A 24,490-nucleotide genomic window follows, 5' to 3' on the forward strand; every position below is an offset into this window, starting at 1 on the left:
ATTGGCAAAATTATTGACTGTAAATTGTTTACAATTTAATGATCACAAAAAATGAGTACAGAAGAAAATATACAAGAAGAACAAAAAGAAGACATAAAAAACGATATTGCTGATTCACAAGTTGAAGATAATCATGAAGTTGAAAAAGAGGATCCTTCTCAAGAAGAATTAATTCAGGTAGAAAAAGACAAATATTTACGGTTGTTCGCAGAGTTTGAAAACTATAAAAAACGAACCTCTAAAGAAAGAATAGAACTTTTTAAAACCGCCGGTCAGGAACTTATGACATCTTTACTGCCAATTTTGGATGATTTTGACAGAGGGATAGCAGAAATCAAAAAAGCAAAAGACAAAGAGTTACTAAAAGGAATGAAATTAATCAATGATAAGCTGAAAAGTACATTGACTCAAAAAGGATTGACAGAGATAAAAATAAAACAAGGCGATACTTTTGATGCGGAAATCCATGAAGCAATTACGCAAATTCCCGCACCTTCGGATACACTGAAAGGAAAAATTATTGAGACTGTGGAGAAAGGATATAAACTGGGAGATAAAATTATACGCTACCCAAAAGTAGTGATAGGACAGTAATTAAAGCAAATGTCTTTTTAGTAGGCAATTTTTATAGATCAATACCCAAAGAAGACGCTTACTAAAACTATTTACCAAAGAAATATGGCAAAACAAGATTATTACGAAGTACTGGGAATTTCGAAATCGGCAACTGCGTCGGAGATTAAAAAAACATATCGCAAGATGGCGATTAAATACCATCCGGATAAGAACCCCGGAGATAAACAGGCAGAAGAAAAATTTAAGCGGGCTGCAGAAGCTTATGAAGTACTGAGTGACGAGAATAAAAAAGCCAGGTATGACCAATTTGGTCATGCGGCCTTTGAAGGCGGGCAAGGAGGATTTGGCGGCGGCGGAGGAATGAATATGGAAGACATATTCAGTCAATTTGGAGATATTTTTGAAGGCGCTTTTGGTGGTGGATTTGGAGGGTTCGGAGGCCGCCAAAGACAAGCCAGAGTAAAAGGAAGCAATATGCGTATTCGTGTAAAACTTACGCTGGAAGAAATTGCAAATGGAGTAGAGAAGAAGGTAAAAGTGAGAAGGAAAGTACAAGCAGACGGAGTTTCTTACAAAACCTGTACTACGTGTAACGGTTCCGGGCAACAAACCAGGGTAACCAATACCATTTTAGGTAGAATGCAAACCGCAACCACCTGTGGAACTTGTGGAGGGGCCGGTGAAATCATCAGTAGTAAGCCTAACAGATCCGATGCCCAGGGACTCATAGTTAAAGAAGAAACAGTATCTATTCAGATTCCCCAGGGAGTAACCGAGGGTGTCCAACTAAAGGTAGGAGGGAAAGGAAACGAAGCACCCGGAAAAAACGCGATTTCGGGAGATTTGTTAGTAGTCATTGAAGAAATACCACACGAATCCCTCAAAAGAGAAGGCGTTAATATACATTATGATTTATACATAAACTTTTCGGAAGCTGTATTGGGAGTCAGCAAAGAAATTGAAACAGTTACGGGAAAAGTAAAAATTAATGTGGAACCGGGAACACAGTCAGGTAAAATTTTACGATTAAAAGGCAAAGGATTACCCAGTATTGAAAGATATGGTAAAGGAGATTTTCTAATTCATATCAATGTTTGGACACCACAGGAATTAAATAAAGAGCAAAGGCAATTTTTCGAGAAAACTAAAAATGATGCTAACTTTACACCTGATCCTAAAAAATCAGATAAGTCATTTTTTGAAAAAGTAAAAGATATGTTCTCTTAATAAAAGAATACATCACTGCTGTTCGTGTTTGAACAAAGACCGCTTCGCTTTTAAATGTAATACCAAAAAGAATATAGACTCATTGGTTTTCAATAGACTGTGATTTTATTTTTTGCTTCTCATCTTCGAAAAAAATAAAACCCTATTCATTTTGTAGCCTTATGTACTGGATTCCTTTACATTTTTTTGAATGCAAGCGAAATAGGAGCTTTCAGTGCTGTTAAAGGCTTTTTTGAGTTGTATAGGCAGCAGCACTACGGAAGATAAAAAGATAAAAACGGATGAGAAAACATCCATTTTTTAGCATATTGAAAAAGGGTAAATGGGTTCGCGATTAAAAAAAATAAAATTTTAAAAATTTTAAATCAATTCTAAGTAATTAAAAATGAATTATTTAACGCTAACTATTGATTTTAATTTAAAAAAAAGCTAAATTTTAACAAATTTTTGTTGGAAATAAAGAAAATAGCGGTATATTTGTAATGTTGTTAATTCGTTAACAACACTTTTTCTTTTTCATAGCAATTTTTCCCACTCAATCTTTGAGTGGGTTTTTTTATATATAAAATTGTACTTTTACAACAGATAAAGCAGGCTTACCTTATCGCCACATCTACGATGTGGAGGAAAGTCCGGACACCATAGAGAAGCACAGTGGATAACATCCATCCGATGTAAATCGAGGACCAGTGCAACAGAAAGAATGTACAGCCAGGCTGTAGTGAAATCAGGTAAACTCTGTGCGGTGCAATGCCACGTATATTAGAAATGGAGAGCGTCTCGTTCGATTCTAAGGGGTAGGCAGATAGATTTTAAAAGTAATTTTAAAACCAGATAAATGATAAGGACTCTTTTTTAAAGAGAACAGAATCCGGCTTATAAGCCTGCTTTTACAATTATCAAATCCTCAATTATAGGGAAGTAATATTATTTCATATTATATAATTGTTATTTATATAATTATTTTTTGAGTATTAATCATAAATTTAGCTATTTCACTGTTTATTTTTCAAATTAGAATCTAAATTAGTAATTTAGCATCACTAAAAATCACCAAAAAATTATCTACATGGCTTTTGATATTGAAATGATTAAAAAGGTTTACGAAAGAGTTGCAGAACGGGTAGACACTGCTAAAAGTTTGATTGGTAAACCATTAACCCTTGCCGAGAAAATATTATACGCTCATTTGTGGGATGGAAATCCAAATAAAATATTTACAAGAGGAAAAGATTATGTACATTTTGCTCCGGACAGAATAGCATGCCAGGATGCAACCGCACAAATGGCATTGTTACAATTTATGCAAGCGGGCAAAGAAAAAGCAGCAGTTCCTGCTACAGTACATTGCGACCACCTCATACAGGCAAAAGTCGGAGCTTCGCAAGATTTGCAAAGTGCACTGAATACTAGCAATGAAGTATTTAATTTTTTAGAATCTGTCTCCAATAAATACGGAATAGGATTTTGGAAGCCAGGAGCAGGAATTATTCACCAGGTAGTTTTGGAAAATTATGCCTTTCCGGGAGGAATGATGATTGGTACGGATTCCCATACGGTAAATGCCGGCGGATTGGGTATGCTGGCGATCGGTGTCGGCGGAGCAGACGCGGTGGATGTAATGGCAGGTATGCCGTGGGAATTAAAATTCCCTAAATTGATTGGTGTTAAGCTAACAGGAAAATTGTCCGGATGGACAGCACCCAAAGATGTTATTTTAAAAGTAGCCGAAATTCTAACGGTAAAAGGAGGTACCGGAGCCATTGTTGAGTATTTTGGTCAGGGAGCTACAGATATGTCCTGTACCGGTAAAGGAACCGTATGTAATATGGGCGCAGAAATAGGAGCTACTACTTCTACTTTTGGTTATGACGAATCTATGGAACGTTATTTGAAAGCTACAGATAGGGCAGATGTGGCCGAAGCAGCAAATAAAGTGAAAGAATATTTGACAGGAGATAAGGAAGTTTATGAAAACCCTGAACAATATTTCGATCAGGTCATAGAAATTAACTTATCCGAATTGACTCCTTTGCTAAATGGCCCTTTTACTCCCGATTTATCCACACCCGTAGGAAAACAAATGACGGAAAAAGCAAATGCCAACAGTTGGCCTTTACAGGTCGAGTGGGGACTGATAGGTTCCTGTACAAATTCATCTTATGAAGATTTATCCAGAGCTTCGTCTATTGCCCAACAAGCATTGGATAGAGGATTAACCACCAAAGCAGAATTTGGAATCAATCCCGGATCGGAACAGGTGCGTTATACTGCGGAAAGAGATGGTATATTGGAAGTATTCGAAAAACTAAACGCAAAAATATTTACGAATGCCTGTGGCCCGTGCATTGGCCAATGGGCACGTTATGAAGACCCGAAAAATGCACCCAAAAACAGCATTGTACATTCCTTTAACAGGAATTTTGCCAAAAGAGCAGATGGCAACCCTAATACCCATGCTTTTGTATCATCTCCGGAGATAGTGGCAGCTATAGCCATAGCCGGGCGATTGGATTTTAACCCGATCACAGATACATTAATTAATAAAAACGGAGAAGAAGTAATGTTAGAAGAGCCCAAAGGCTGGGAGTTACCACCTAAAGGCTTTGAAGTAGAAGATGATGGATATATAGCTCCCGAAATAGACGGAAGCAAAGTAGAAGTTGTAGTAAGTCCGACATCAGACAGGTTACAACTATTAACGCCTTTTACACCCATTGGCAATGAAATCAAAGGAGCAAAATTATTAATAAAAGCGTACGGAAAATGCACTACAGATCATATTTCCATGGCAGGGCCCTGGTTGCGTTACAGAGGTCATCTGGATAATATTTCCAATAACTGCTTAATTGGTGCTGTAAATGCCTATAATATGAAAACTAATTTTGTAAAAAGCCAGCTTGACGGAGCGTATGACGCAGTGCCAAAAACACAGCGCGCATACAAAGCAGCCGGAATTAAGACAATAGTTGTCGGAGATCATAACTACGGAGAAGGATCATCCAGAGAACATGCAGCCATGGAACCACGTCATCTGGGAGTAGTAGCTGTCTTAGTAAAATCTTTTGCAAGAATACACGAAACAAACCTAAAAAAACAAGGCATGTTGGGGTTGACCTTTGCAAATGAAAATGATTACGATCTAATTCAAGAAAATGATACCTTTAACTTCTTGGATTTAGATGCTTTTTCTCCCGGAAAACCATTAATTATAGAAGTGGTTCATACAGACGGAAGTAAAGATATGATAAAGGCAAACCACACATACAATACTAGTCAAATTGAATGGTATGCTGAAGGATCCGCTTTAAATTTGATAAAAAAACAGAATGCATGATTATTCAATTTATAAATGAGTTTATAAAGCTTAAAAATTAATTTCCTAAGTATAGGATAAAAATATATAATATGTTGGTGATTAGTGAATTAGTTAATTGGTAAAAATTATAATTTACATAAATGGCTAATTTACAGGTATTTAAAAGATAATCATCACTTTTTGTCATGTACTCAGATTAATTTCACAAAATTAAATTAGTTATTGATATTGGGTAAGTAAAAATTCGTAATTTAAACGAGCTCTTCTAAGTACATGACAAAAATTTAGTCAAGTTCATATTGTTTTGATTTACAGGGTTTAATAGCACAGAAGCGATATAATCTAATCCATATTTGAATATGCTTTTAGCCATTCTTCCATGCTTTTTTATTTTGATAGGCTTAATCTGATGTAAATATATACCAACTTTGTAACACCATACGAAAGCCATCATTACAAGCAGTACTAATTTTTCAATACGCTTAATATCTTGCAGGTGTGTGTTTTCAATATCAAAGCCACTGGCTTTCATTGCTTTAAAACACATCTCTATCTGCCATCGTTCTTTGTATTGTTCAAAGGCCTTATCAGGAGCGTTGAACGATACAATGATTAAGAAATCAGGCTTTCCATTTTTTGGGTACAACTTGCATCCGGAAAGGAAACAAAGCTGACCATTAACACGTACAATTTTAGGATAATACACAAACTCATTGATCTTATGTGGATTAAACAAGTGAAATACTTTGATGGTTTTGTTCTTATCAGGAAGCTCTACCTTAAAGTTGTTTCGAATGCGGATATAATATTTGATTCCATTTGTATTCAAGAAATCCAACCAATGATTACCTACAAACTCTCTATCGGCTACAATGGATTTAATAACATCTTTGCCAAAAAGTCTTATGAAACGATTCACAAGATCAATACGCTCCTGACTGTTAGAGTTCCCTGGCTTATCTAACATAGTAAATAACAATGGGAAGGCAACACCTTTATAGACAACTCCCAACACGGCACCGTCAATTAATAAGCGTGTAATAAATGGGAAGGCAACACCTTTATAGACAACTCCCAACATAAAAATGTTGATGTTGGTCTGACCAAACTTCCAATTGGTCCTATCAATACTCAAGATCAATCCCTCTTGCTTAGGAAGGAGACTAAATATAAGACGAGCGATCAAATCTCCATCCAACGAATAATCAGCAATAAATCTTTGAATACGTCTGAGTGATGACTTCGAATCTACTGAGGTCTCAAAAGCGTTGGCTACCTTTTCAAAGGTAACTGTCTGTACCTTACAGAGGGCGATAATGAAATGTGATATGAGTTTGATTCTTGCCAAATTGATCTTACCTTGGAAATGAGAACTTAAAACTGAATTTAATTCACTACTTTTAGTGGAAGCATTGGTTTTTTTCATTAGAAAAATGAGTGATGTTATTCTTCTAATATACTGAAAATCAATGCTTTATTTTAATTATTTAACATTTAATTTACTGATAATCAATTAATTATATTTTTTGTCATGTACTAAACGAGCTCTTATATAAATAACCTTTTTTTACTGGTAAAATTGACGAATATAGCCGACCATATACTATCAAATATAAGACCGGCTAAAATTATCGATGCTCCCACCAGTGCATATGTCCCCATTGATATTTCTAAACAGAATAAAGAATTAGAAACGTTTAATATAGCATCTTCCAAAGAATGGGAAATGTATATAACCAATTACCTCAAAAAAAGAAATGCAAAAGTTGCTTATGGCGGTTACTTTGAAGTAAGAGATATTTATAAAAGAAGCCCACACTTTGCAAGTCGGGATAAAACACATGAAAGAAATATTCATCTGGGAATTGATTTGTGGAGCCGTGCAGGAACACCGGTTTTGGCACCACTGGAAGGAACGATTCATAGTTTTAAAAACAATACGAATTATGGTGATTACGGGCCCACTATTATCCTGCAACATACGGTAAAAACAGTACCTTTTTATACCTTATACGGGCATTTGAGTTTAGATTCTATTCATCATATTAAAACCCGACAAACAATAAAAAAAGGTGAAGTTATCGGATATTTGGGAGCTGCTTCCGTAAACGGAAGTTATGCTCCGCATGTACATTTTCAGATCGTTTTAGACCTTGAAAACCACTTAGGAGATTATTCGGGAGTAGCTTCAAAAGAAGCCTTTGATTTTTACAGGAAAAATTGCCCCGACCCTTCATTAATAGTAGCGTTATACCAAGAAGAATACTAAAATGGTCTAAAGATTGTGTGGGGAAAATTTCAAAGTTCGAGTTAAAAAAAGTGCCTGAAGCGTACAAATACATGTAGCCATCAGGCACCCAACTAACCAACCACTGTACTGTATCGTATTTGTAAGTGTAAACTTACATTTAGTTTTGAACTCGCTAAAAAATGAGTTTTAATATCAAAAAACAACTAAAAATAATATCTCAGCAGTTTTGTTTTATCGGAAAAGATTTTTTCAATACCCGTATCTAAGTACAAATATGTACGTTAATCAACCTCCTACTTAATTAAGACTATGAAAAAAGTAAAATATTACAGAAAATAGTGCGCAATTTTAAATATTGCAATTATTTAACAGGTTTTTAAGAACTCTTTTATACTTATTAGACTTTAAATTTCATTAAAAGTTGCTCTTTTTTGTCTAACATCCATAACTACCCGAATCTTTTGAGATAAGACCGTTTTACTACTAGATTAAAGACAATAGAAGCTAGAACAAAATAGCGTATTTTGAAAGTCAATGAATCTATATTCTTGCATCTGAAAGCGGAGCTGTCTTTATTCAAATGCACAGTAGTGCTGTTTAACCAAAACATAACTGTTTTTTTGGTTGAGTGTTTTTAAAAGAATTGAGCAAACTTTTAACTTTAATCTGATAATTATTCGGATTCTTTTTTACTCACTGCTTTATCTGCAATAATTCTTTCCTCTCTATTTGCTATTTCCCAGGCAGTATGAAATATTAAACGAGTTCTGCTTTGCAACATTTCATAATTGATTTTATCCGGAGTATCGGTTGGCCTGTGATAATCCGCATGCGTGCCGTTGAAGTAAAAAATAATAGGTATGTTGTGCTTGGCAAAGTTATAATGGTCAGATCTATAGTAAAAACGATTAGGATCATTTTCATCGTTATATTTATAATCCAACTCAATGTTTGTATATTTTTTATTGATGGCTTCGGATATATCATGCAGTTCCGTACTCAATTTATCAGAACCGATTAAATATACATAATTAGGATTTCCTTTATGCCTTGAATCTACTCTGCCAATCATATCAATATTCAAATCCGTTACGGTATTTGCGAGAGGAAATATCGGATTTTCCGTATAGTATTTAGAGCCTAACAGTCCTTTTTCTTCACCGGTTACATGCAGAAACAAAATAGAGCGTTTTGGGCCTTTACCGGCTTTTACGGCTTCGTTAAAAGCTTGTGCAATTTCCAGCATTGCCACTGTTCCGGAACCGTCATCGTCGGCACCATTGTAAATTTCACCATTCTTAACGCCTTCGTGATCCAAATGTGCAGAGATCACAACAATTTCATCCGGTTTTTCAGAACCTTTGATAAGAGCAACTACATTTTCGGAATCTTTTAAACTTCCTCGCCTGGAATTTTTATTTAACCATGTAGCGGGGACTTCCTGGAAGTAATCATCATCCCCTAAGGGAGATATAATACCTTCATTTTTATAGAAACTTTTTAAATATGCAACTGCTTTTTTTTGCCCGGGCTCTCCTGTATTTCGACCTTCAAACTCATCTGAAGCGTAGGTAAATAAATGAGTGCCTAAATCTTTTGCGGTAATGGTATTTGCATATTTTACGGAAAAATCTGTGGCAGTAGTATTTTTATCAGCATTTTGTTTTTTTGCAGTAGTATCTTTGTTAGCACTACATGCTAAAAAAGTGAATACACTGACCGCAATTATTATTTTTTTCATATGGTATTAATTAAGTTTGATATCTGTAGTACAACCGGAAGAGTTGTTACCATTGTTCAAATATAAGGCTAATTATTTTTTTGAATCACAAATTGATTTAATCTTCTGTCAAATTTAATAAAATCCGAATGAAACAAATGATCAAATGCATTTTCCCGGCTTAATGTATCCAATGTGCCGGAATGACATTTATGTTCGTCAATCAGGATAAAACTATTTGCAAACCGGATGGCGAGATTTACTTCGTGTGTGGAAATAAGAACTGTTTTATTTGTAGTTACTACTAATTTTTGTAAAAGCGCAAATATGTTAATGGTATGGTGAATATCCAGATGTGATGTAGGTTCATCCAATACAATTATATCCGTATCCTGTGCCAGAGCCCTTGCAATCAAAACACGTTGTAATTGACCATCGCTTAATTCATAAAAAGGGCGGTATGTCAGATGTGCTATTTCCATCATTTCAATGGCCATGTGTACTTTTTTAGTATCTTCTTTGGAAAGTACATCTACCCAGTTTGTATAAGGTTGCCTGCCTAGTGCTACTAACTCGTATACGGTTAATTGGCTTTCAGGCAATCGTTCTGTTAATACCAAACTCAAAATGGTTGCCAGTTCCGAATTTGAATAGCGAGCAATATCTTTGTCTTTTAAAGTGATAGTGCCTGATAATGAGTCTTGTACACGGGTAATAGTCCTTAATAAAGTAGATTTTCCTATTCCGTTTTTACCTAATAATGCGACAAAACTCCCACCGGATAGCGAAATAGTAATATCGGAAGCTACGATATGCTGCTTTTTGGGAGAAGAATATCCAATAGATAACTGCTCCGTTTTTAAAACGATATGTCTGTCTTTTTGTATGATTCTCAGAATGGTTTATCGGTTAATCATTTTTTAAAATTTCAAAACTTTTACACTTTTAACTTTCCAACTCAAATAAACCCTTTTTCCTTAGCAACAAATATGAGTTCTCTATCATCTGATCCTTTTATATTAAAGATTTCTTTTAAAAGGCGTTTTCGTTTTTCGATCCCATGTACGGATAACGGAACATTTTCAATATCTTTCATTTTCGTACCTATGGATAATTCGTATAAAATCCTCCTGTCTATATCATCCAGTAAAAAATCACTGCAAATCCGGGTTCGCAATAATCTTGAAACCGTCTTGCTGTAATACGGAGGTTCTCTGAGTACTTCTTTGACGGAAGTGATTAACACTTCCGGATCGATGTCATTTTTTATCAAAAACCCATCCGGATTCAGGTTTTTAAAAATACTGTGTATCCGGTAATTGTCATTAAAAGCCGTAGCGACAATAATCCTGGATGCAGGTAGCATTTCGTTGATTTTTAAACCCAGATCCTCTCCCGAAAGGATCTTTTTATCTTTGGAAGCGGGTAAGCTCATATCTAAAAAAACAACATCGAGATTTGTGCCCTTTTCCGAATGCTCCTTTATGACTTCATAAGCCGTATCGCAATTATGCGCTATATGGATCGTAAAAGAAACCGTTTCATCTTCTTTTTGAACGTCATGAAAAGCACTTTCGTACGCATTGGTTATGATGGGGTGATCGTCTATAAGTAAAGCAGTATATACAGTCATGATGATACTATTGGAATATGAATATGTATGGTAGTCCCCGTATTCTATGATAAAAACAAGTAAAAGTTGAGATATTATTTTTACTAATTTATGCAGCAAATTTAAAAGTATCTACATAGGGTGTTTGTCGTTTGACAACGGCAAACACTCTTGCTATTAATTTGTTTCTAATAATGTTAACGGTACTCATTTTACTTTTGCCTTGTTTTATTCTTTTATGATAGTATAATTTCATTTCTGGGTTATGTTGTATAGCAGAAATAGCGCACATATTAATAATTGCTTTCAATTTTTTATTAGCCAAATGAGAGACTTTTGTACGTCCTTTAATACTAGTTCCAGATTGGTAAGGAAAAGGAGCAACACCACAATAAGAGGCAAACTTTCTCCAGTTTTCAAATTTTGAAAAATTGTCAGTAAACACAATCATCATTATAGCAGTTTGCATTCCTATACCTTTAACACTAGTAACAAGTTTATAGGTTTCTTTTAACATTATATTTTGGTCAATAATAGCTTGCATTTGAGTATTAATCTTGTGTATTTGTTTGGTTAGTTCTGCAATCATTTTTTGTTGAACGTCAAAGATTATTTTATACTCTTTTGCTTTATAAATTCTTTTTTGTTCTTTCAAAGTAACTTTAAAACCAGCTCTTTGTTTGTTAAGTTTTGTCCTTAAAGATAAGAGACTTTTTAGTTGTAATATACTTCTTTTAGGTAGCTTACTGGGTTTAAGTTCTTCTTTTAATCGATACCCATATAGAGCAATGCGTTTGGCATCAATTTGGTCATCCTTTCCACGAGCAATACCAATAGATCTTTTAATTTCTAAACCAGAAGCTATGAAAAAAGATAATTTTTGTTCAGTTAAAGACACAGATAATAAATGAGAGTACATTCCTGTATGTTCAAATACAAACATGGTTTCTTCTTTAGAGAAAGACGAATTTTTAAAACTCCACTTTAGCATTAATTTAAATCCAGATTTACTGTTCTCAAACTGTTGAACAATTTGTTTAGAATAGATACAAACATCAATTAATAATTTACTGACATCGATTCCGATAATTTCATTTGTTTTCATAATTTTGTAATTAGATATTAATAATAGTTACTTAAACTAAGACCTTTAATAAGGGCAGAAACTGAAATTCTATATGGTTCTAAGTAACTTTTAAAAAGAACGGAGACTAATACGGGGGATGGCTCTAAAAAGCTAGCTGGCCGCTAAAGTTCACTCCGTTCTTTTGTGTTTTTGGTTATCAACAAAATAAGAGTTATTAACAAAGAAAAAAAGAAGCAAAAAAAGAAATTTCATCATAACTATTATGTTTTTATTTTAAGTAATTATTTCTATTTGCTAATCTAAAGGCTCCCGGTTTGGAAGCAATCTGGCATTTACCATTTAATTTTTGTACTCTCGATTGTATATTTTTCATACCGATGCCTTTTTTTCGTTTACGGGTATCGAAACCGATCCCGTCGTCTTTTATCAGCAAAACCATTTGCTCGTTAGCTATAGAAAAATCCAGTACTACCTGACCCGCCTGTGCGTGTTTGACAATATTTTGCAGCGATTCCTGGACAATTCGGTATACATTCACTTTTATGACTTCATTTATTTTTTTCCAGGAGACTTTTTTATCCGTGATCAATTCAAACTCAAAACCGCCAATAGTGCTTTTGTCTTTTAACAACTGATTGATGATACTTGTAAAATTGATTTCCGCACTGTTAAAATGTACATTCAACTGGTGAGATACATCCCGTATTTCCTTTTCAATATCTTGTAATTCGTCTAAAAAAAACCGGTGTTGTTGTTTGGTAGCGTCATCTACGGTAAGGTCTAAAAAGCCCAGTCCCATTCGCGTACCGAAAAGCCTTCCCAAAATACCGTCGTGGAGTTCCTGGGAAATTCTATTGCGTTCCTGTGCTTTTTCCTCTTCTAGGATGGCCTGCTGTTTTAGTGTTAACAAATATACCTGTTCATTGGCTTTTTGTTGCTCTGCTTCCAGGAGCAGTTTCTCATTTTTGGATTTTTGCACCTTTAAGAAATAAAACAGCGAAAGAATCAGCGTAAGCCCAATACCGGAACCGGTAATCCACGCTTTTTGCTGAGACAGGCGTTTGGTTTCTTCAATATACTCGTCCGTTTCATAGGCAATACGAGTAAACTTGTTCTGAATTTTACGTTCTACACTGATTAAACTGTCATTAAATTGGATATACCTGTCCAGGTATTTCTTGGTGTTTTTGGGGTCTAGGTTGGCTAGTTGTTGTAGAGATCTTAGGTAATCTCTTCCGTTATTTATTTTTTTAGCTAATACATTTGCTTCTTTAGCATATTTTAAAGCTTTTATTGTATCTTTAATGTAAGTATAATACTCTGATAAACGAATTTTATTGATTAGCACCCCCGTATTATTGTGAGTACTATCTCTTATCTCTAAAGCTATTAACATATCTTTTTCTACATTTAAAGTATCACCGAGCATTAATTTAGCATAGGCCCTGTTATCAATAACCCGGGCATAATTTTCAATTAACTTGTTTTCACTTAAAGATTTGTTAAAATATATAATGGCTGTCTTATAATCTCTTTTTTTAATGTAAGTAACTCCAATATTATTAAGACTAACTGCATAATGATTCTCTTTATTTTCAACTTTTTCCAGATATTCCAAAGCTTTTTGATGATAAAACAAGGCTCTATCATATTCATAAATATCATTTTGCAATAAAGCTAACCTGTTATAACATCTATAAAGGAATAAATTATTCTTTAAAATTTTAAATTTTTTAATGGCTTCTATTGTCAAGACTTCACTTCCATTATAATCTCGATAACGTGCTTTTATAAAAGACATCGAAAACAACATTCTGCCGGTTTCATAGTTGCTATTAATTTTATTAAAGTAATTATAGGCAGTATTATAATGAAAATACGCTTGATCATATGCTTCTCTATCGAAAAAATCAAATGCATAATTCCAATGTGCATCTGCAATGGCAAAGGAATCTTTCAATTTGTAGGCAAGATCTAACGTTTCTTTATTGATCTTTTTAAACTGTACAGTATCTTTTAGTTGATAAAATCGATAGGCAATGGTACTTAGGTTTTTTGCTTTTGTATGCTGTTCGGGTACCGATTGTAGTGCTTCGTAGGCCTTGTGTAGAAATGTTTTTTGCCTATCATTCGTATAGTTTTTATTTTTGGCCGCTTTGATCCATAGCGTAATACTGTCGTTCTTACTTTCTGACAGCAGGGTGTTGGATGCTGTAAAAGCGTGTGCATCCAACAAATAAGCTACCATAAAAAAAGGCAAAACAATTTTTATTAGCAATGTGTGTTTCAAATGTTGACGGTTAGTTAACACAAATTTATAAAAAAAAGCCTTTAGTTAAAAACCAAAAGCTTGAAGTTAAGAAAATAGAAGTATTACTCTCCTTTCTCTCCACCATTTCCATCTCCACCTTCACCACCGGTAAATCCGTTAACATCTGTACCTTCAGTGTTTTCAATGGAGTCCAGTACCAACTCATCGTTTTCATCGATGAGATCTGTACAAGAGCTTATGCTGATTGATAAAATGAATATCATTAAAATTAGTTTTAAAGTTTTCATAATTACATTTTTTAAAAATTTGACATTAGTGTCCTTTGCCGTAAATACAGCGGTTGTTTGGAAAAGAATCCTCAGATGAGTTTCAAAGGAGCTACCGATAAAATGGCATCCCGAATTCGTTTTCAGGGTTCCCTGCCTGTAGCTTGCAGACAAGTAGAATTTCCGTATCGAGTGTCAGGTCAATTTCGAAATCGTATACTTCTAAGGCCTGTTTGAAGTTTTTGGATTTCCCGGAAATTCCATATCGTTTAAAATGTGGAAGCGTTTGCAATTTTTTTAACGCCGGTCCTTTATATTTATCTCTAAAATACTGCTATTTCAGAGAGATATCAACCTTGTTTTAGTAAACTAAATGTTTCATTGAGTAAACGCTCTCTTTCATTTAGGATGTGCATTATTTTGTGTTCTCATAGTCTTTCTTATTTGACGTTAAGATACAAAAAATCATGGTTTTAACCTAAAAAAACAGCATTATTTTCTATATTACCATCCATATGATCCATGCGTTTAGTGTAACATTTTAGCCGTTTAATTGCATAAAAAATGCGCCTTTTCTAAGACACCTGTTTTATGATATTTTGGAGATGAGCATCAGTTACTCAACAAACATTTTTTTATCACAACAAGCATCTTTATATTCCACTGTACAAAAGCCGAACAGCACTTCCGGTACTACAACATTTTTTATTTTACTATCTCGTTTCATTTTACAATCGTTTAACATTTTTATAAATCGTTTTGAATTTTTAAAAAATCAAAAAAATAACCCTTTCGGAACATTTTGTTTTTTGAAAATTGCGGCGCAAAGGTGAAAACAAATTTTTTTAAAAACAAATAAAAATGAAATTAATTTACTGATAATCAGTTATTTATGATTAATTTTGATATAGGAGATCTCTGTCCGGAAAGTATCCGGATATCGCATTTTTTCTCAACTGCCTATTTTTCAGTTGCTTGCTATCCACTGCTTATGATTTTATATGTTTTTTCTCAACTCATTTATTTTTTAAAAAATGACCATAAAAAAACGCCCAAATTCCTTGAGCGTTTATGTATTTTATGATGTTTTCTGTCGTATTTAGGTTAATATAATTGTTTTTAGAATACATAAAAAGCTCAAATTCCAAAAAAATTCTTTGAGAATCTCTTTAAAATCAAATAACCCTATCATTATATGTGCTCGTATTTTTATCATAAAGCGCGCAAGTATATAAGATTTATGCATTTTGACAGGCTTTTTCCCCTTTTATATGAAAAAAGTACGGCTGAGCCGTACTTTTTGTACGGCTGAGCCGTACTCGTTATTGAAAATAGCGATATACATTTGACCAATGGTTTTAAGTACAAGCAAACACCATAATTGAGAATCGGGGAATTTTATATGAAAAAAGAGGAGCACTTTTAAAGATTATACATTGCTTGTACTATACATAAGATGTTTGGAATTAAATTTTTAAGCATTTGCATCTTTAAAGTTCTCTATAAGATTATCATACTATTTTGATAATTTTTCGAAGGAGCTGTCTAAAAAGGCAGCTTCTTTTTTTGAATTGGTTTTTGATGTTTGTATCTTTCGGGAAAGTTATAAGCCAATATAATTACTTATGAAAAAAATAATCTTATGTATAGGTATCGCTATGATAGTATTTTCATGTGGAGAAGCATCAAAGAAAGAGCATTTTCCCAAAGCTTTGGATAAGGTTTTTGAAAAACATGGCGGAATTGATGCGTGGAGAAAAGCGAGTACATTATCTTTTAACAAAGGAGAGGAAGTACATACTGTGGATTTACCGTCCAGGAGAACAGTAATACATGCACCTGGTTATTCTCTGGGATACAATGGCAAAGAAGTGTGGTTATCTCAAAAAGATTCTGCGACTTTTAAGGGAAATCCCGAATTTTATTACAACCTGTATTTTTATTTTTATGCCATGCCTTTTGTGTTAGCTGATGACGGAATTGTATATGAACATACAGCCCCACTGGTTTTTGAGGGGAAAGAATATCCGGGGTTTAAAATTTCATATAAAGCCAATATAGGGGTATCTCCGGATGATAATTATTTTGTGTATTACCGTCCTGAAACGTATCAAATGGAGTGGTTGCGATACTCGGTAACCTATTTTTCCAAAAAACCGTCAGACAGTTTTAACACTATCCGCTATCATGACTGGGAAACCATTGACGGATTTCTACTTCCAAAATCACTCACCTGGTATCAAAAAAATAAAGACGGAATGCCTACGGAACCTGCTGAAGGCTCGGCTACCGAATTTTCATTAGCTATTGTAAAAAAAGCAAAATTAAAAGATGCATTTTTTGAGAAAAAATAAAAGTTAGAAAGCTAGAAAAGCTTTTTAATGAGTTTTTTTAATAAATTTTATTTATAGAACTATGGGTAAAATCTATTATAAAGGCCTTAAACTGTATTATACTACTATCATTTCCTTAAATCATTGAATCTTTCAATTTTTTAATATCATTCAAAAACACGATCCATATTGTGTAGCGAGTTGGTAAAAAACTTCAATACTGCTCCTTTAACTTTATATTAAGAAACAAATTGATTGTAGCAGCGTTATATAGGGTAACCAATCTTAAAACTACATCCTGTGTTAAAAAAATTCTTTCTCTTTTGTTCCGGTGTTGATCAAAATTTAATTAACGATTGTTCTAACGGTGAGCAAAATAAATATGCCGGTATGGGGGCTACTGTGTTTTTTACGGCCGTAATGGCTATGCTCGCCTCGAGTTATGCACTTTTTACTGTTTTTGACAATACCTATATTGCTATTTTCTTTGGGTTTATCTGGGGATTACTCATTTTTAATTTAGACAGATACATTATTTCAACAATTAAAAAAAGTGATTCCGGTCGGAAGGAATTCTTACAGGCATTCCCGAGAATCTTATTAGCTATCATTATTGCCATCGTTATTTCCAAACCTTTGGAATTAAAAATCTTCGAGAAAGAAATCAACCGGGTTTTATTAACAGAGAAAAATCAAATGACCTTAGATAACAAAGCCCAAATAGCGCAGCAGTTTACTCCGGAAATAGAAGGGTTAACATCAGAAATTAATAATTTAAAATCGGAAATTGTTACAAAAGAAGCTGAAGTTAATGATCTTTATGAAACCTATATAGCCGAAGCAGAAGGAAGAAAAGGGACTAAACTTCTGGGAAAAGGACCTGTTTATAGAGAGAAAAGAGAGAAACACGATGCTGCTTTATCAGCGTTGAAGCAATTGAAGCAAAAAAATGCTGAAAAAATAGAACATCATGAAAATACTACTATAGCTTCTTTATTAGAACGTCAAAAAGAATTGGAACTAACTACACAGCCTGTCATTTCAAATTTTGATGGTTTTATGGCCAGGATCAGTGCCTTGGGAAAATTGCCATGGGTTCCATCGTTTTTTATTTTTCTATTGTTTTTAGCTATAGAAACAGCCCCCATATTTGTTAAGTTAATATCTTCAAAAAGCGAGTATGACTTTAAACTGGAAGATCAGGAAACGACTGTAAAAACATGGGTAAAACAACAGGTACATCAAAGAGAAGAAATGCTTAAAACGGATGTTTTTGTAAACAGCAAAGTATATACGGATTTAAAAGAAGATGAGATCTTGTACCATCACAAACGCCAAAAGGCAAATGAGCTCATGCAATTACAGGCAGATGCTTTTTTCAAAAAACAGCAGAAATTGTTGTGATATAGTTCGTTTAAAAGTCGGAAAGTACAATAACAACCGAAATTTTGAACTTTCGAACTGTATTTATATATTTAACTTTCTTCCTTTAGTACATGACAAAAAATATAATTAATTGATTATCAGTAAATTAAATATTAAATAATTAAAATAAAGCATTGATTTTCAGTATATTAGAAGAATAACATCACTCATTTTTCTAATGAAAAAAACCAATGCTTCCACTAAAAGTAGTGAATTAAATTCAGTTTTAAGTTCTCATTTCCAAGGTAAGATCAATTTGGCAAGAATCAAACTCATATCACATTTCATTATCGCCCTCTGTAAGGTACAGACAGTTACCTTTGAAAAGGTAGCCAACGCTTTTGAGACCTCAGTAGATTCGAAGTCATCACTCAGACGTATTCAAAGATTTATTGCTGATTATTCGTTGGATGGAGATTTGATCGCTCGTCTTATATTTAGTCTCCTTCCTAAGCAAGAGGGATTGATCTTGAGTATTGATAGGACCAATTGGAAGTTTGGTCAGACCAACATCAACATTTTTAAGTTGGGAGTTGTCTATAAAGGTGTTGCCTTCCCATTAAATAGTATCAGTTCCTATTTCAATATTTAGTTGGGAGTTGTCTATAAAGGTGTTGCCTTCCCATTGTTATTTACTATGTTAGATAAGCCAGGGAACTCTAACAGTCAGGAGCGTATTGATCTTGTGAATCGTTTCATAAGACTTTTTGGCAAAGATGTTATTAAATCCATTGTAGCCGATAGAGAGTTTGTAGGTAATCATTGGTTGGATTTCTTGAATACAAATGGAATCAAATATTATATCCGCATTCGAAACAACTTTAAGGTAGAGCTTCCTGATAAGAACAAAACCATCAAAGTATTTCACTTGTTTAATCCACATAAGATCAATGAGTTTGTGTATTATCCTAAAATTGTACGTGTTAATGGTCAGCTTTGTTTCCTTTCCGGATGCAAGTTGTACCCAAAAAATGGAAAGCCTGATTTCTTAATCATTGTATCGTTCAACGCTCCTGATAAGGCCTTTGAACAATACAAAGAACGATGGCAGATAGAGATGTGTTTTAAAGCAATGAAAGCCAGTGGCTTTGATATTGAAAACACACACCTGCAAGATATTAAGCGTATTGAAAAATTAGTACTGTTTGTAATGATGGCTTTCGTATGGTGTTACAAAGTTGGTATATATTTACATCAGATTAAGCCTATCAAAATAAAAAAGCATGGAAGAATGGCTAAAAGCATATTCAAATATGGATTAGATTATATCGCTTCTGTGCTATTAAACCCTGTAAATCAAAACAATATGAACTTGACTAAATTTTTGTCATGTACTTAGCTTTCTTCCAAAAAATACAAGAGTTAAAATAGGAACGGCCAGCACCATAACCATGAATGTATTTTCCAGGAATACACTCGGATCAAATAGCAATGTGAGTACAAATCCGCCTATTATTCCACCCAGATGGGCCGAGTGTCCGATATTTCCTAATTGTTTTTTCATCCCATAGATAGAATATAGCAAGTAAGCTACTCCAAAAATATATCCCGGAATTGGGATGGGAATAAAAAACAAAAACAGTTTCATTTCCGGGTACAGTAAAATAGCAGCATATACAATGCCCGAAACAGCACCGGAAGCGCCAATGGCACTATAATAAGGTTCGTTTTTATGATAGACAAGCGTATATAAGCTTCCCATAAAAAGACTTCCTATATAGATGATTAGCAAAGGAATCGTCCCCAACTCTATAATTACGATACCTCCAAAAAGGTATAAGGTATACATATTGAATATCAAATGAAACCAGTCTGCATGTAACAGACCTGAAGAAAATATTCTGATTTTTTCGCCATTTAATATTCGGGTTACCTGAAACTTGTATTTTTCAAAAAAGGAGTAGTCTTTAAAACCTTTGTACGAAAATAAGGTAGTAATAGCAATAATCAATAAGACCACTTTATCCGGATTTCCTAACATAAAACAAACATAACAAAAAGTTTATTATAAGAATGCGTAGTTAGTCATTTATCAATACCCATTCTCCTTTTTCAATTAAAGGAATGGCCTGTTTATATTTTACTACCTTTTCTTCGCCACTCATTATATTTTTAATGGTAATACGCTCATTTCTTCCAATCTTAGGTTGTTCTCTTACAATGGTTTCCACAGGTTCGACCTGCTGTTGTCTTGAGCGGTTAATGGCTTGTTGCGTAGTGTTTTGTACATCTGCCTTACTCAGATTCAGCTTTTCTCTTTTTTGCCGGCGAGCTTCCGATATCTGGCTATCGGCCTGTAGAGGCAATTCTCCTTTAAACAGGAAAGACAATACTTCCCTGTTGATTTTATCTATGGTTATTTTAAATAATTCAAAAGCTTCAAACTTATAAATTAACAGCGGATCTTTTTGTTCGTACGATGCATTTTGAACCGATTGCTTTAGTTCATCCATTTTCCGAAGATGATCTTTCCAGTTTTCATCGATAATGGCCAACGTAATATTTTTCTCAAAATCGGTTACCAATGATTTTCCTTCGGATTCATAGGCTTCTTTTAAATTGGTTACTACCTGTAATGTTTTTACTCCATCTGTAAAAGGAACAACGATTCGCTCGTACTTATCTCCTTCGTTTTCAAATACATTTTTGATAACCGGAAAAGCTAAGATGGCATTTCCTCCAATACGTTCTTTATAATGCGCAGTAATTATTTCGTATAATTTGTCTATGAGTTCTTGTTCCGGTTGATGATTAAATTCTTCTTCTGAGAACGGAGAGGTCATAGATGAAAATCGAATCAATTCAAATTCAAGGTTTTGAAAATCTTTTTCCGGTTTATTCTGATTTACAATAGCTTCGCAGGTATCGTAAATCATATTTGCAATATCGATCTGCAATTTTGTTCCATCCAATGCGTGCCTTCTTCTTTTGTATACAAACTCTCTTTGAGTGTTCATAATATCATCGTATTCCAACAATCGTTTACGGATTCCAAAATTGTTTTCTTCTACTTTCTTTTGAGCTCTTTCAATGGATTTTGTAATCATGGAATGCTGAATTACTTCTCCTTCTTTTAACCCCATCCGATCCATCATTCTTGCAATTCTGTCAGAGCCAAACAAACGCATCAGATTATCATCTAATGCCACATAGAATTGAGAGGAACCAACATCTCCCTGGCGTCCGGATCTACCGCGCAACTGCCTGTCCACACGTCGGGAATCATGCCTTTCCGTACCAATAATGGCCAGCCCTCCGGCAGCTTTCACTTTATCAGACAGCTTAATATCCGTACCACGACCTGCCATATTGGTTGCGATGGTAACGACACCGGGTTTCCCCGCTTCTGCTACCACATCTGCTTCTCGTTTATGCAATTTGGCATTCAAAATATTATGTGGAATCTTACGCATTTGCAGCATTCTACCCAATAATTCGGAAATCTCCACAGAGGTTGTCCCTACTAAAACCGGTCTTCCTTCTTTTACTAATTCTACGATATCTTCAATAGCAGCATTGTATTTTTCCCGGGTTGTTTTATATACCAAATCTTCTTTGTCATCTCTGGCTATTGGTTTGTTTGTTGGAATTTCTACAACATCCAGTTTGTATATCTCCCAAAATTCACCTGCTTCGGTAATTGCCGTACCGGTCATTCCCGATAATTTACGATACATTCTAAAATAGTTTTGAAGTGTAACCGTAGCAAATGTTTGGGTAGCATCTTCTATCTTTACATTTTCTTTGGCTTCTATTGCCTGATGGAGGCCGTCCGAATAACGGCGACCATCCATAATACGACCTGTTTGTTCATCCACTATCATTACTTTATGGTCTACTACTACATATTCAACATCTTTTTCAAAAACGGTATATGCTTTTAACAATTGATTCATCGTATGTATACGTTCGCTTTTTACACTAAACTCTTTATACAACTCTTCTTTTTGTTTTGCTTTCTTTTCCGCACTGGCTTCACTTTCATCAATCTCTCCGATCTTGATTCCAATATCCGGCAAGACAAAGAAATGTTCATCACTTGTTTTGGTAGATAAGTGCGCAATTCCTTTATCCGTAAGATCTATGGAATTATTTTTTTCTTCAACAACAAACCACAATTCCGCATCTACTTCCGGCATCAACTTATTGTTATCTGCCATATATGTGTTTTCGGTTTTTTGAAGGATTTGTTTTACTCCTTCCTGTGACAAAAACTTAATCAAGGCCTTATTTTTAGGGAGTCCTCTGTATACTCTTAACAATTGAAAACCTCCTTCTTTGGTATCACCGTCTGCAATTAATTTTTTTGCTTCTGCCAAAACACCAACAAGATATTTACTTTGTAAGGCTACCAGATCGGCAACCAACGGTTTTAGCTCGTTAAATTCATGTCGGTCTCCCTGGGGAACCGGGCCGGAAATGATCAGCGGAGTTCTCGCATCATCAATTAACACGGAATCTACCTCGTCAATAATGGCGTAGTTTGGTGCTCTTTGTACCAGATCTTCTTTGGCATTTGCCATATTATCACGCAAATAATCAAAGCCAAACTCATTATTGGTTCCATAGGTAATATCCGCATGATATGCTTTTCTTCTTTCTTCCGAATTGGGTTGATGAAAATCGATACAGTCCGTGCTAAGTCCGTGAAATTCAAACACAGGCCCCATCCAGACTCTATCTCGTTTTGCCAAATAATCATTTACGGTAACTACATGTACTCCTTTTCCTGTTAACGCATTTAAGTAAACAGGAAGTGTGGAAACCAGTGTTTTCCCTTCCCCGGTCATCATTTCAGCAATTTTACCCTGGTGCAATACAACTCCACCGATCAATTGTACATCGTAGTGAATCATATCCCAGGTTACCGGCTTTCCTGCTGCATCCCACGAATTTTGCCAGTACGCTTTGTCTCCTTCCAAAACCACGTGATCTCTTGTAGCGGATAACTTTCTGTCAAAAGGGGTTGCCATTACCTCTATTTCCGAGTGATTTACAAAGCGGGTTGCGGTTTCTTTTATAACAGCAAATGCTTCCGGCATTAATTCATTTAAGGTAGCTTCGGACGCCTCATACGAAGCATCTTTTAGCGCGTCAATTTCTTCATAAATAGCTTCTTGTCTTTCTATATCGGCATTGGCGGCTTCATCTTTTAAGGCTTTGATTTGCTTATCAAAAGAGGCAGTTACTGCTTTTATTTGCTCTTTAAATTCAAGTGTTTTTGCTCTGAGTTCATCATTGGATAACTTTGAAACCGTATCTTCAAAGGCTTTTACCTTATCTACAATAGGTTGCAGGTTTTTTAAATCTTTCTTTTGTTTGTCTCCAACAAAAACTTTAATTACAGAGTTTAGTATACTCATGGTTTATGGTATTTTATCTTCATGATTTTTTACAATCAAAAAGGAGTTTAAAAATAAGCAAAAAAAAAGCCTCCCGAGAGACTTTTACTTGTATTTTTTTGTGTTTTAATATTCGTCTTCATTCCAAAGATAATCTTCCTCGGTGGGGTAATCCGGCCAGATTTCTACGATTGAATCGTAAGGATCTCCTTCATCTTCAATCTCTTGTAAATTCTCGGCAACTTCCAAAGGTGCGCCTGTCCTAATAGCATAATCTATTAATTCATCTTTAGTAGCCGGCCAGGGCGCATCTGCTAAATATGAGGCTAATTCCAGAGTCCAATACATTTTTATCGATTTTTATTTTCTGCAAAAATAATTTTTTTACTGATATTGTCAAGTTTTTTTATCGAAATCCGAATCGTTAAAAAAAGAACGTTTTAATACTTCTCGGGAACCCACTTTGTCTCTTCTGCTGACAAGTCTTTGGACAACTTTCGTGCCATTACAAAAAGGTAGTCGGAAAGCCGGTTTAGATACATTAAAATGACTGAATTTATAACTTCCTGAGTACTTAACCTGACGGATAATCTTTCAGCTCGCCTGCAAATACATCTTGCTATATGACAGAATGACACTGTTTGATGTCCTCCGGGTAAGATAAAATGGGTCATTGGAGGTAAGGCATCATTCATCTTATCGATTTCATTTTCTAAAAAAGTGATAGAGGCAGCATTTATTTTTGGGATGTTTAATCGTTCTTTCCCGCTTTTAAGCGTTTCTTTTTCCGCGGGGGTTGCCAACATAGCTCCCAAGGTAAATAAATCGTGTTGTATTTTTGTAAGAGATTGCTTTGTGTGAAAATCAATTTCCTGATCTTTAATTAATCCTACATAAGAATTTAGTTCGTCTACAGTTCCGTAAGCTGTTATACGTAAATGATCTTTAGATACTCTTTCTCCTCCAAATAGTGCTGTGGTTCCTTTGTCGCCTGTTTTTGTATATATTTTCATTTTGTAAGTCTATAAGTTGTAAAGTTTGAAAGTTTGAAGGTTTGCTA

Annotated in this window: 18 protein-coding genes, 1 other RNA gene and 1 pseudogene; 8 read left to right on the forward strand and 12 right to left on the reverse strand. The window is 34.6% G+C overall.

Annotated elements, in window-relative coordinates; genetic code table 11:
* Window positions 1-51: 51 nt before the first annotated feature.
* The 4 genes from grpE to GKR88_09605 all read left to right on the forward strand — a co-directional run bounded on the left by grpE (window position 52) and on the right by GKR88_09605 (window position 5,140).
* Window positions 52-594 (forward strand): nucleotide exchange factor GrpE, encoded by a 543-nt coding sequence (gene grpE / locus GKR88_09590; protein ID QMU64510.1) that lies wholly within the window; start codon window positions 52-54, stop codon window positions 592-594.
* 84 nt (window positions 595-678) lie between these two features.
* Window positions 679-1,803, forward strand: a complete 1,125-nt coding sequence (gene dnaJ, locus GKR88_09595) for a molecular chaperone DnaJ (protein ID QMU64511.1) — start codon at window positions 679-681, stop codon at window positions 1,801-1,803.
* Window positions 1,804-2,390: 587 nt separating this feature from the next.
* An RNA gene (gene rnpB, locus GKR88_09600) (RNase P RNA component class A) lies at window positions 2,391-2,698 on the forward strand.
* Window positions 2,699-2,872: 174 nt separating this feature from the next.
* Window positions 2,873-5,140 (forward strand): aconitate hydratase, encoded by a 2,268-nt coding sequence (locus tag GKR88_09605; protein QMU64512.1) that lies wholly within the window; start codon window positions 2,873-2,875, stop codon window positions 5,138-5,140.
* A gap of 247 nt (window positions 5,141-5,387) precedes the next feature.
* Here the strand turns inward: GKR88_09605 and GKR88_09610 are convergent, their stop codons facing one another.
* Window positions 5,388-6,548 carry an IS4 family transposase gene (locus GKR88_09610; GenBank protein QMU64513.1) on the reverse strand — a complete coding sequence of 387 codons (1,161 nt, stop codon included), beginning with the start codon at window positions 6,546-6,548 and terminating at the stop codon, window positions 5,388-5,390.
* Window positions 6,549-6,701: 153 nt separating this feature from the next.
* Between GKR88_09610 and GKR88_09615 the strand changes: the two genes are divergently transcribed.
* Entirely contained in the window at window positions 6,702-7,391 is a 690-nt protein-coding gene (locus tag GKR88_09615; GenBank protein QMU64514.1) for a peptidoglycan DD-metalloendopeptidase family protein, read from the forward strand.
* Window positions 7,392-8,046: 655 nt separating this feature from the next.
* Here the strand turns inward: GKR88_09615 and GKR88_09620 are convergent.
* The 7 genes from GKR88_09620 to GKR88_09650 form a co-directional block, all read right to left on the reverse strand.
* Window positions 8,047-9,114 carry a M28 family peptidase gene (locus tag GKR88_09620; GenBank protein ID QMU64515.1) on the reverse strand — a complete coding sequence of 356 codons (1,068 nt, stop codon included), beginning with the start codon at window positions 9,112-9,114 and terminating at the stop codon, window positions 8,047-8,049.
* Between the two features lie 68 nt (window positions 9,115-9,182).
* Window positions 9,183-9,983 carry an ATP-binding cassette domain-containing protein gene (locus GKR88_09625; GenBank protein ID QMU64516.1) on the reverse strand — a complete coding sequence of 267 codons (801 nt, stop codon included), beginning with the start codon at window positions 9,981-9,983 and terminating at the stop codon, window positions 9,183-9,185.
* A 68-nt stretch (window positions 9,984-10,051) separates the two neighbouring features.
* Window positions 10,052-10,726, reverse strand: coding sequence for a response regulator (locus tag GKR88_09630; protein ID QMU66688.1), 675 nt, complete (start codon window positions 10,724-10,726; stop codon window positions 10,052-10,054).
* Window positions 10,727-10,814: 88 nt separating this feature from the next.
* Window positions 10,815-11,810 (reverse strand): transposase, encoded by a 996-nt coding sequence (locus GKR88_09635; GenBank protein ID QMU64517.1) that lies wholly within the window; start codon window positions 11,808-11,810, stop codon window positions 10,815-10,817.
* Between the two features lie 250 nt (window positions 11,811-12,060).
* Complete coding sequence (locus GKR88_09640; GenBank protein QMU64518.1) at window positions 12,061-14,082, reverse strand: hypothetical protein; 2,022 nt, start codon at window positions 14,080-14,082, stop codon at window positions 12,061-12,063.
* An 83-nt stretch (window positions 14,083-14,165) separates the two neighbouring features.
* Window positions 14,166-14,351, reverse strand: coding sequence for a hypothetical protein (locus tag GKR88_09645; protein QMU64519.1), 186 nt, complete (start codon window positions 14,349-14,351; stop codon window positions 14,166-14,168).
* A gap of 91 nt (window positions 14,352-14,442) precedes the next feature.
* Window positions 14,443-14,622, reverse strand: coding sequence for a hypothetical protein (locus GKR88_09650; protein ID QMU64520.1), 180 nt, complete (start codon window positions 14,620-14,622; stop codon window positions 14,443-14,445).
* A 1,333-nt stretch (window positions 14,623-15,955) separates the two neighbouring features.
* On the opposite strand from GKR88_09650, the gene GKR88_09655 reads away from it, so the two are divergent.
* The 3 genes and pseudogenes from GKR88_09655 to GKR88_09665 all read left to right on the forward strand — a co-directional run bounded on the left by GKR88_09655 (window position 15,956) and on the right by GKR88_09665 (window position 19,427).
* Window positions 15,956-16,684 carry a hypothetical protein gene (locus GKR88_09655; GenBank protein QMU64521.1) on the forward strand — a complete coding sequence of 243 codons (729 nt, stop codon included), beginning with the start codon at window positions 15,956-15,958 and terminating at the stop codon, window positions 16,682-16,684.
* Between the two features lie 279 nt (window positions 16,685-16,963).
* The gene (locus GKR88_09660) at window positions 16,964-18,067 is read left to right on the forward strand and encodes a DUF4407 domain-containing protein (protein ID QMU64522.1); all 1,104 of its coding nucleotides are present in this window, start codon (window positions 16,964-16,966) and stop codon (window positions 18,065-18,067) included.
* Between the two features lie 199 nt (window positions 18,068-18,266).
* Window positions 18,267-19,427: pseudogene (locus GKR88_09665) on the forward strand (IS4 family transposase).
* On the opposite strand, the gene GKR88_09670 reads toward GKR88_09665, so the two are convergent.
* From GKR88_09670 to GKR88_09685, 4 genes are all read right to left on the reverse strand, one after another.
* Entirely contained in the window at window positions 19,416-20,069 is a 654-nt protein-coding gene (locus GKR88_09670; GenBank protein QMU64523.1) for a rhomboid family intramembrane serine protease, read from the reverse strand. The pseudogene GKR88_09665 and the gene GKR88_09670 sit on opposite strands and share 12 nt — an antisense overlap.
* A gap of 40 nt (window positions 20,070-20,109) precedes the next feature.
* Window positions 20,110-23,451, reverse strand: coding sequence for a preprotein translocase subunit SecA (gene secA / locus GKR88_09675; GenBank protein ID QMU64524.1), 3,342 nt, complete (start codon window positions 23,449-23,451; stop codon window positions 20,110-20,112).
* A gap of 105 nt (window positions 23,452-23,556) precedes the next feature.
* Window positions 23,557-23,778: a DUF2795 domain-containing protein gene (locus tag GKR88_09680; GenBank protein QMU64525.1), complete on the reverse strand. Its 222-nt coding sequence runs from the start codon at window positions 23,776-23,778 to the stop codon at window positions 23,557-23,559.
* 92 nt (window positions 23,779-23,870) lie between these two features.
* On the reverse strand, window positions 23,871-24,443 hold the full coding sequence (locus GKR88_09685; GenBank protein QMU64526.1) for a cob(I)yrinic acid a,c-diamide adenosyltransferase: 573 nt from the start codon (window positions 24,441-24,443) through the stop codon (window positions 23,871-23,873).
* Between the last annotated feature and the right edge of the window lie 47 nt (window positions 24,444-24,490).

It is taken from the genome of Flavobacteriaceae bacterium (genome assembly GCA_014075215.1).
Taxonomy (GTDB): Bacteria; Bacteroidota; Bacteroidia; order Flavobacteriales; family Flavobacteriaceae; genus Polaribacter.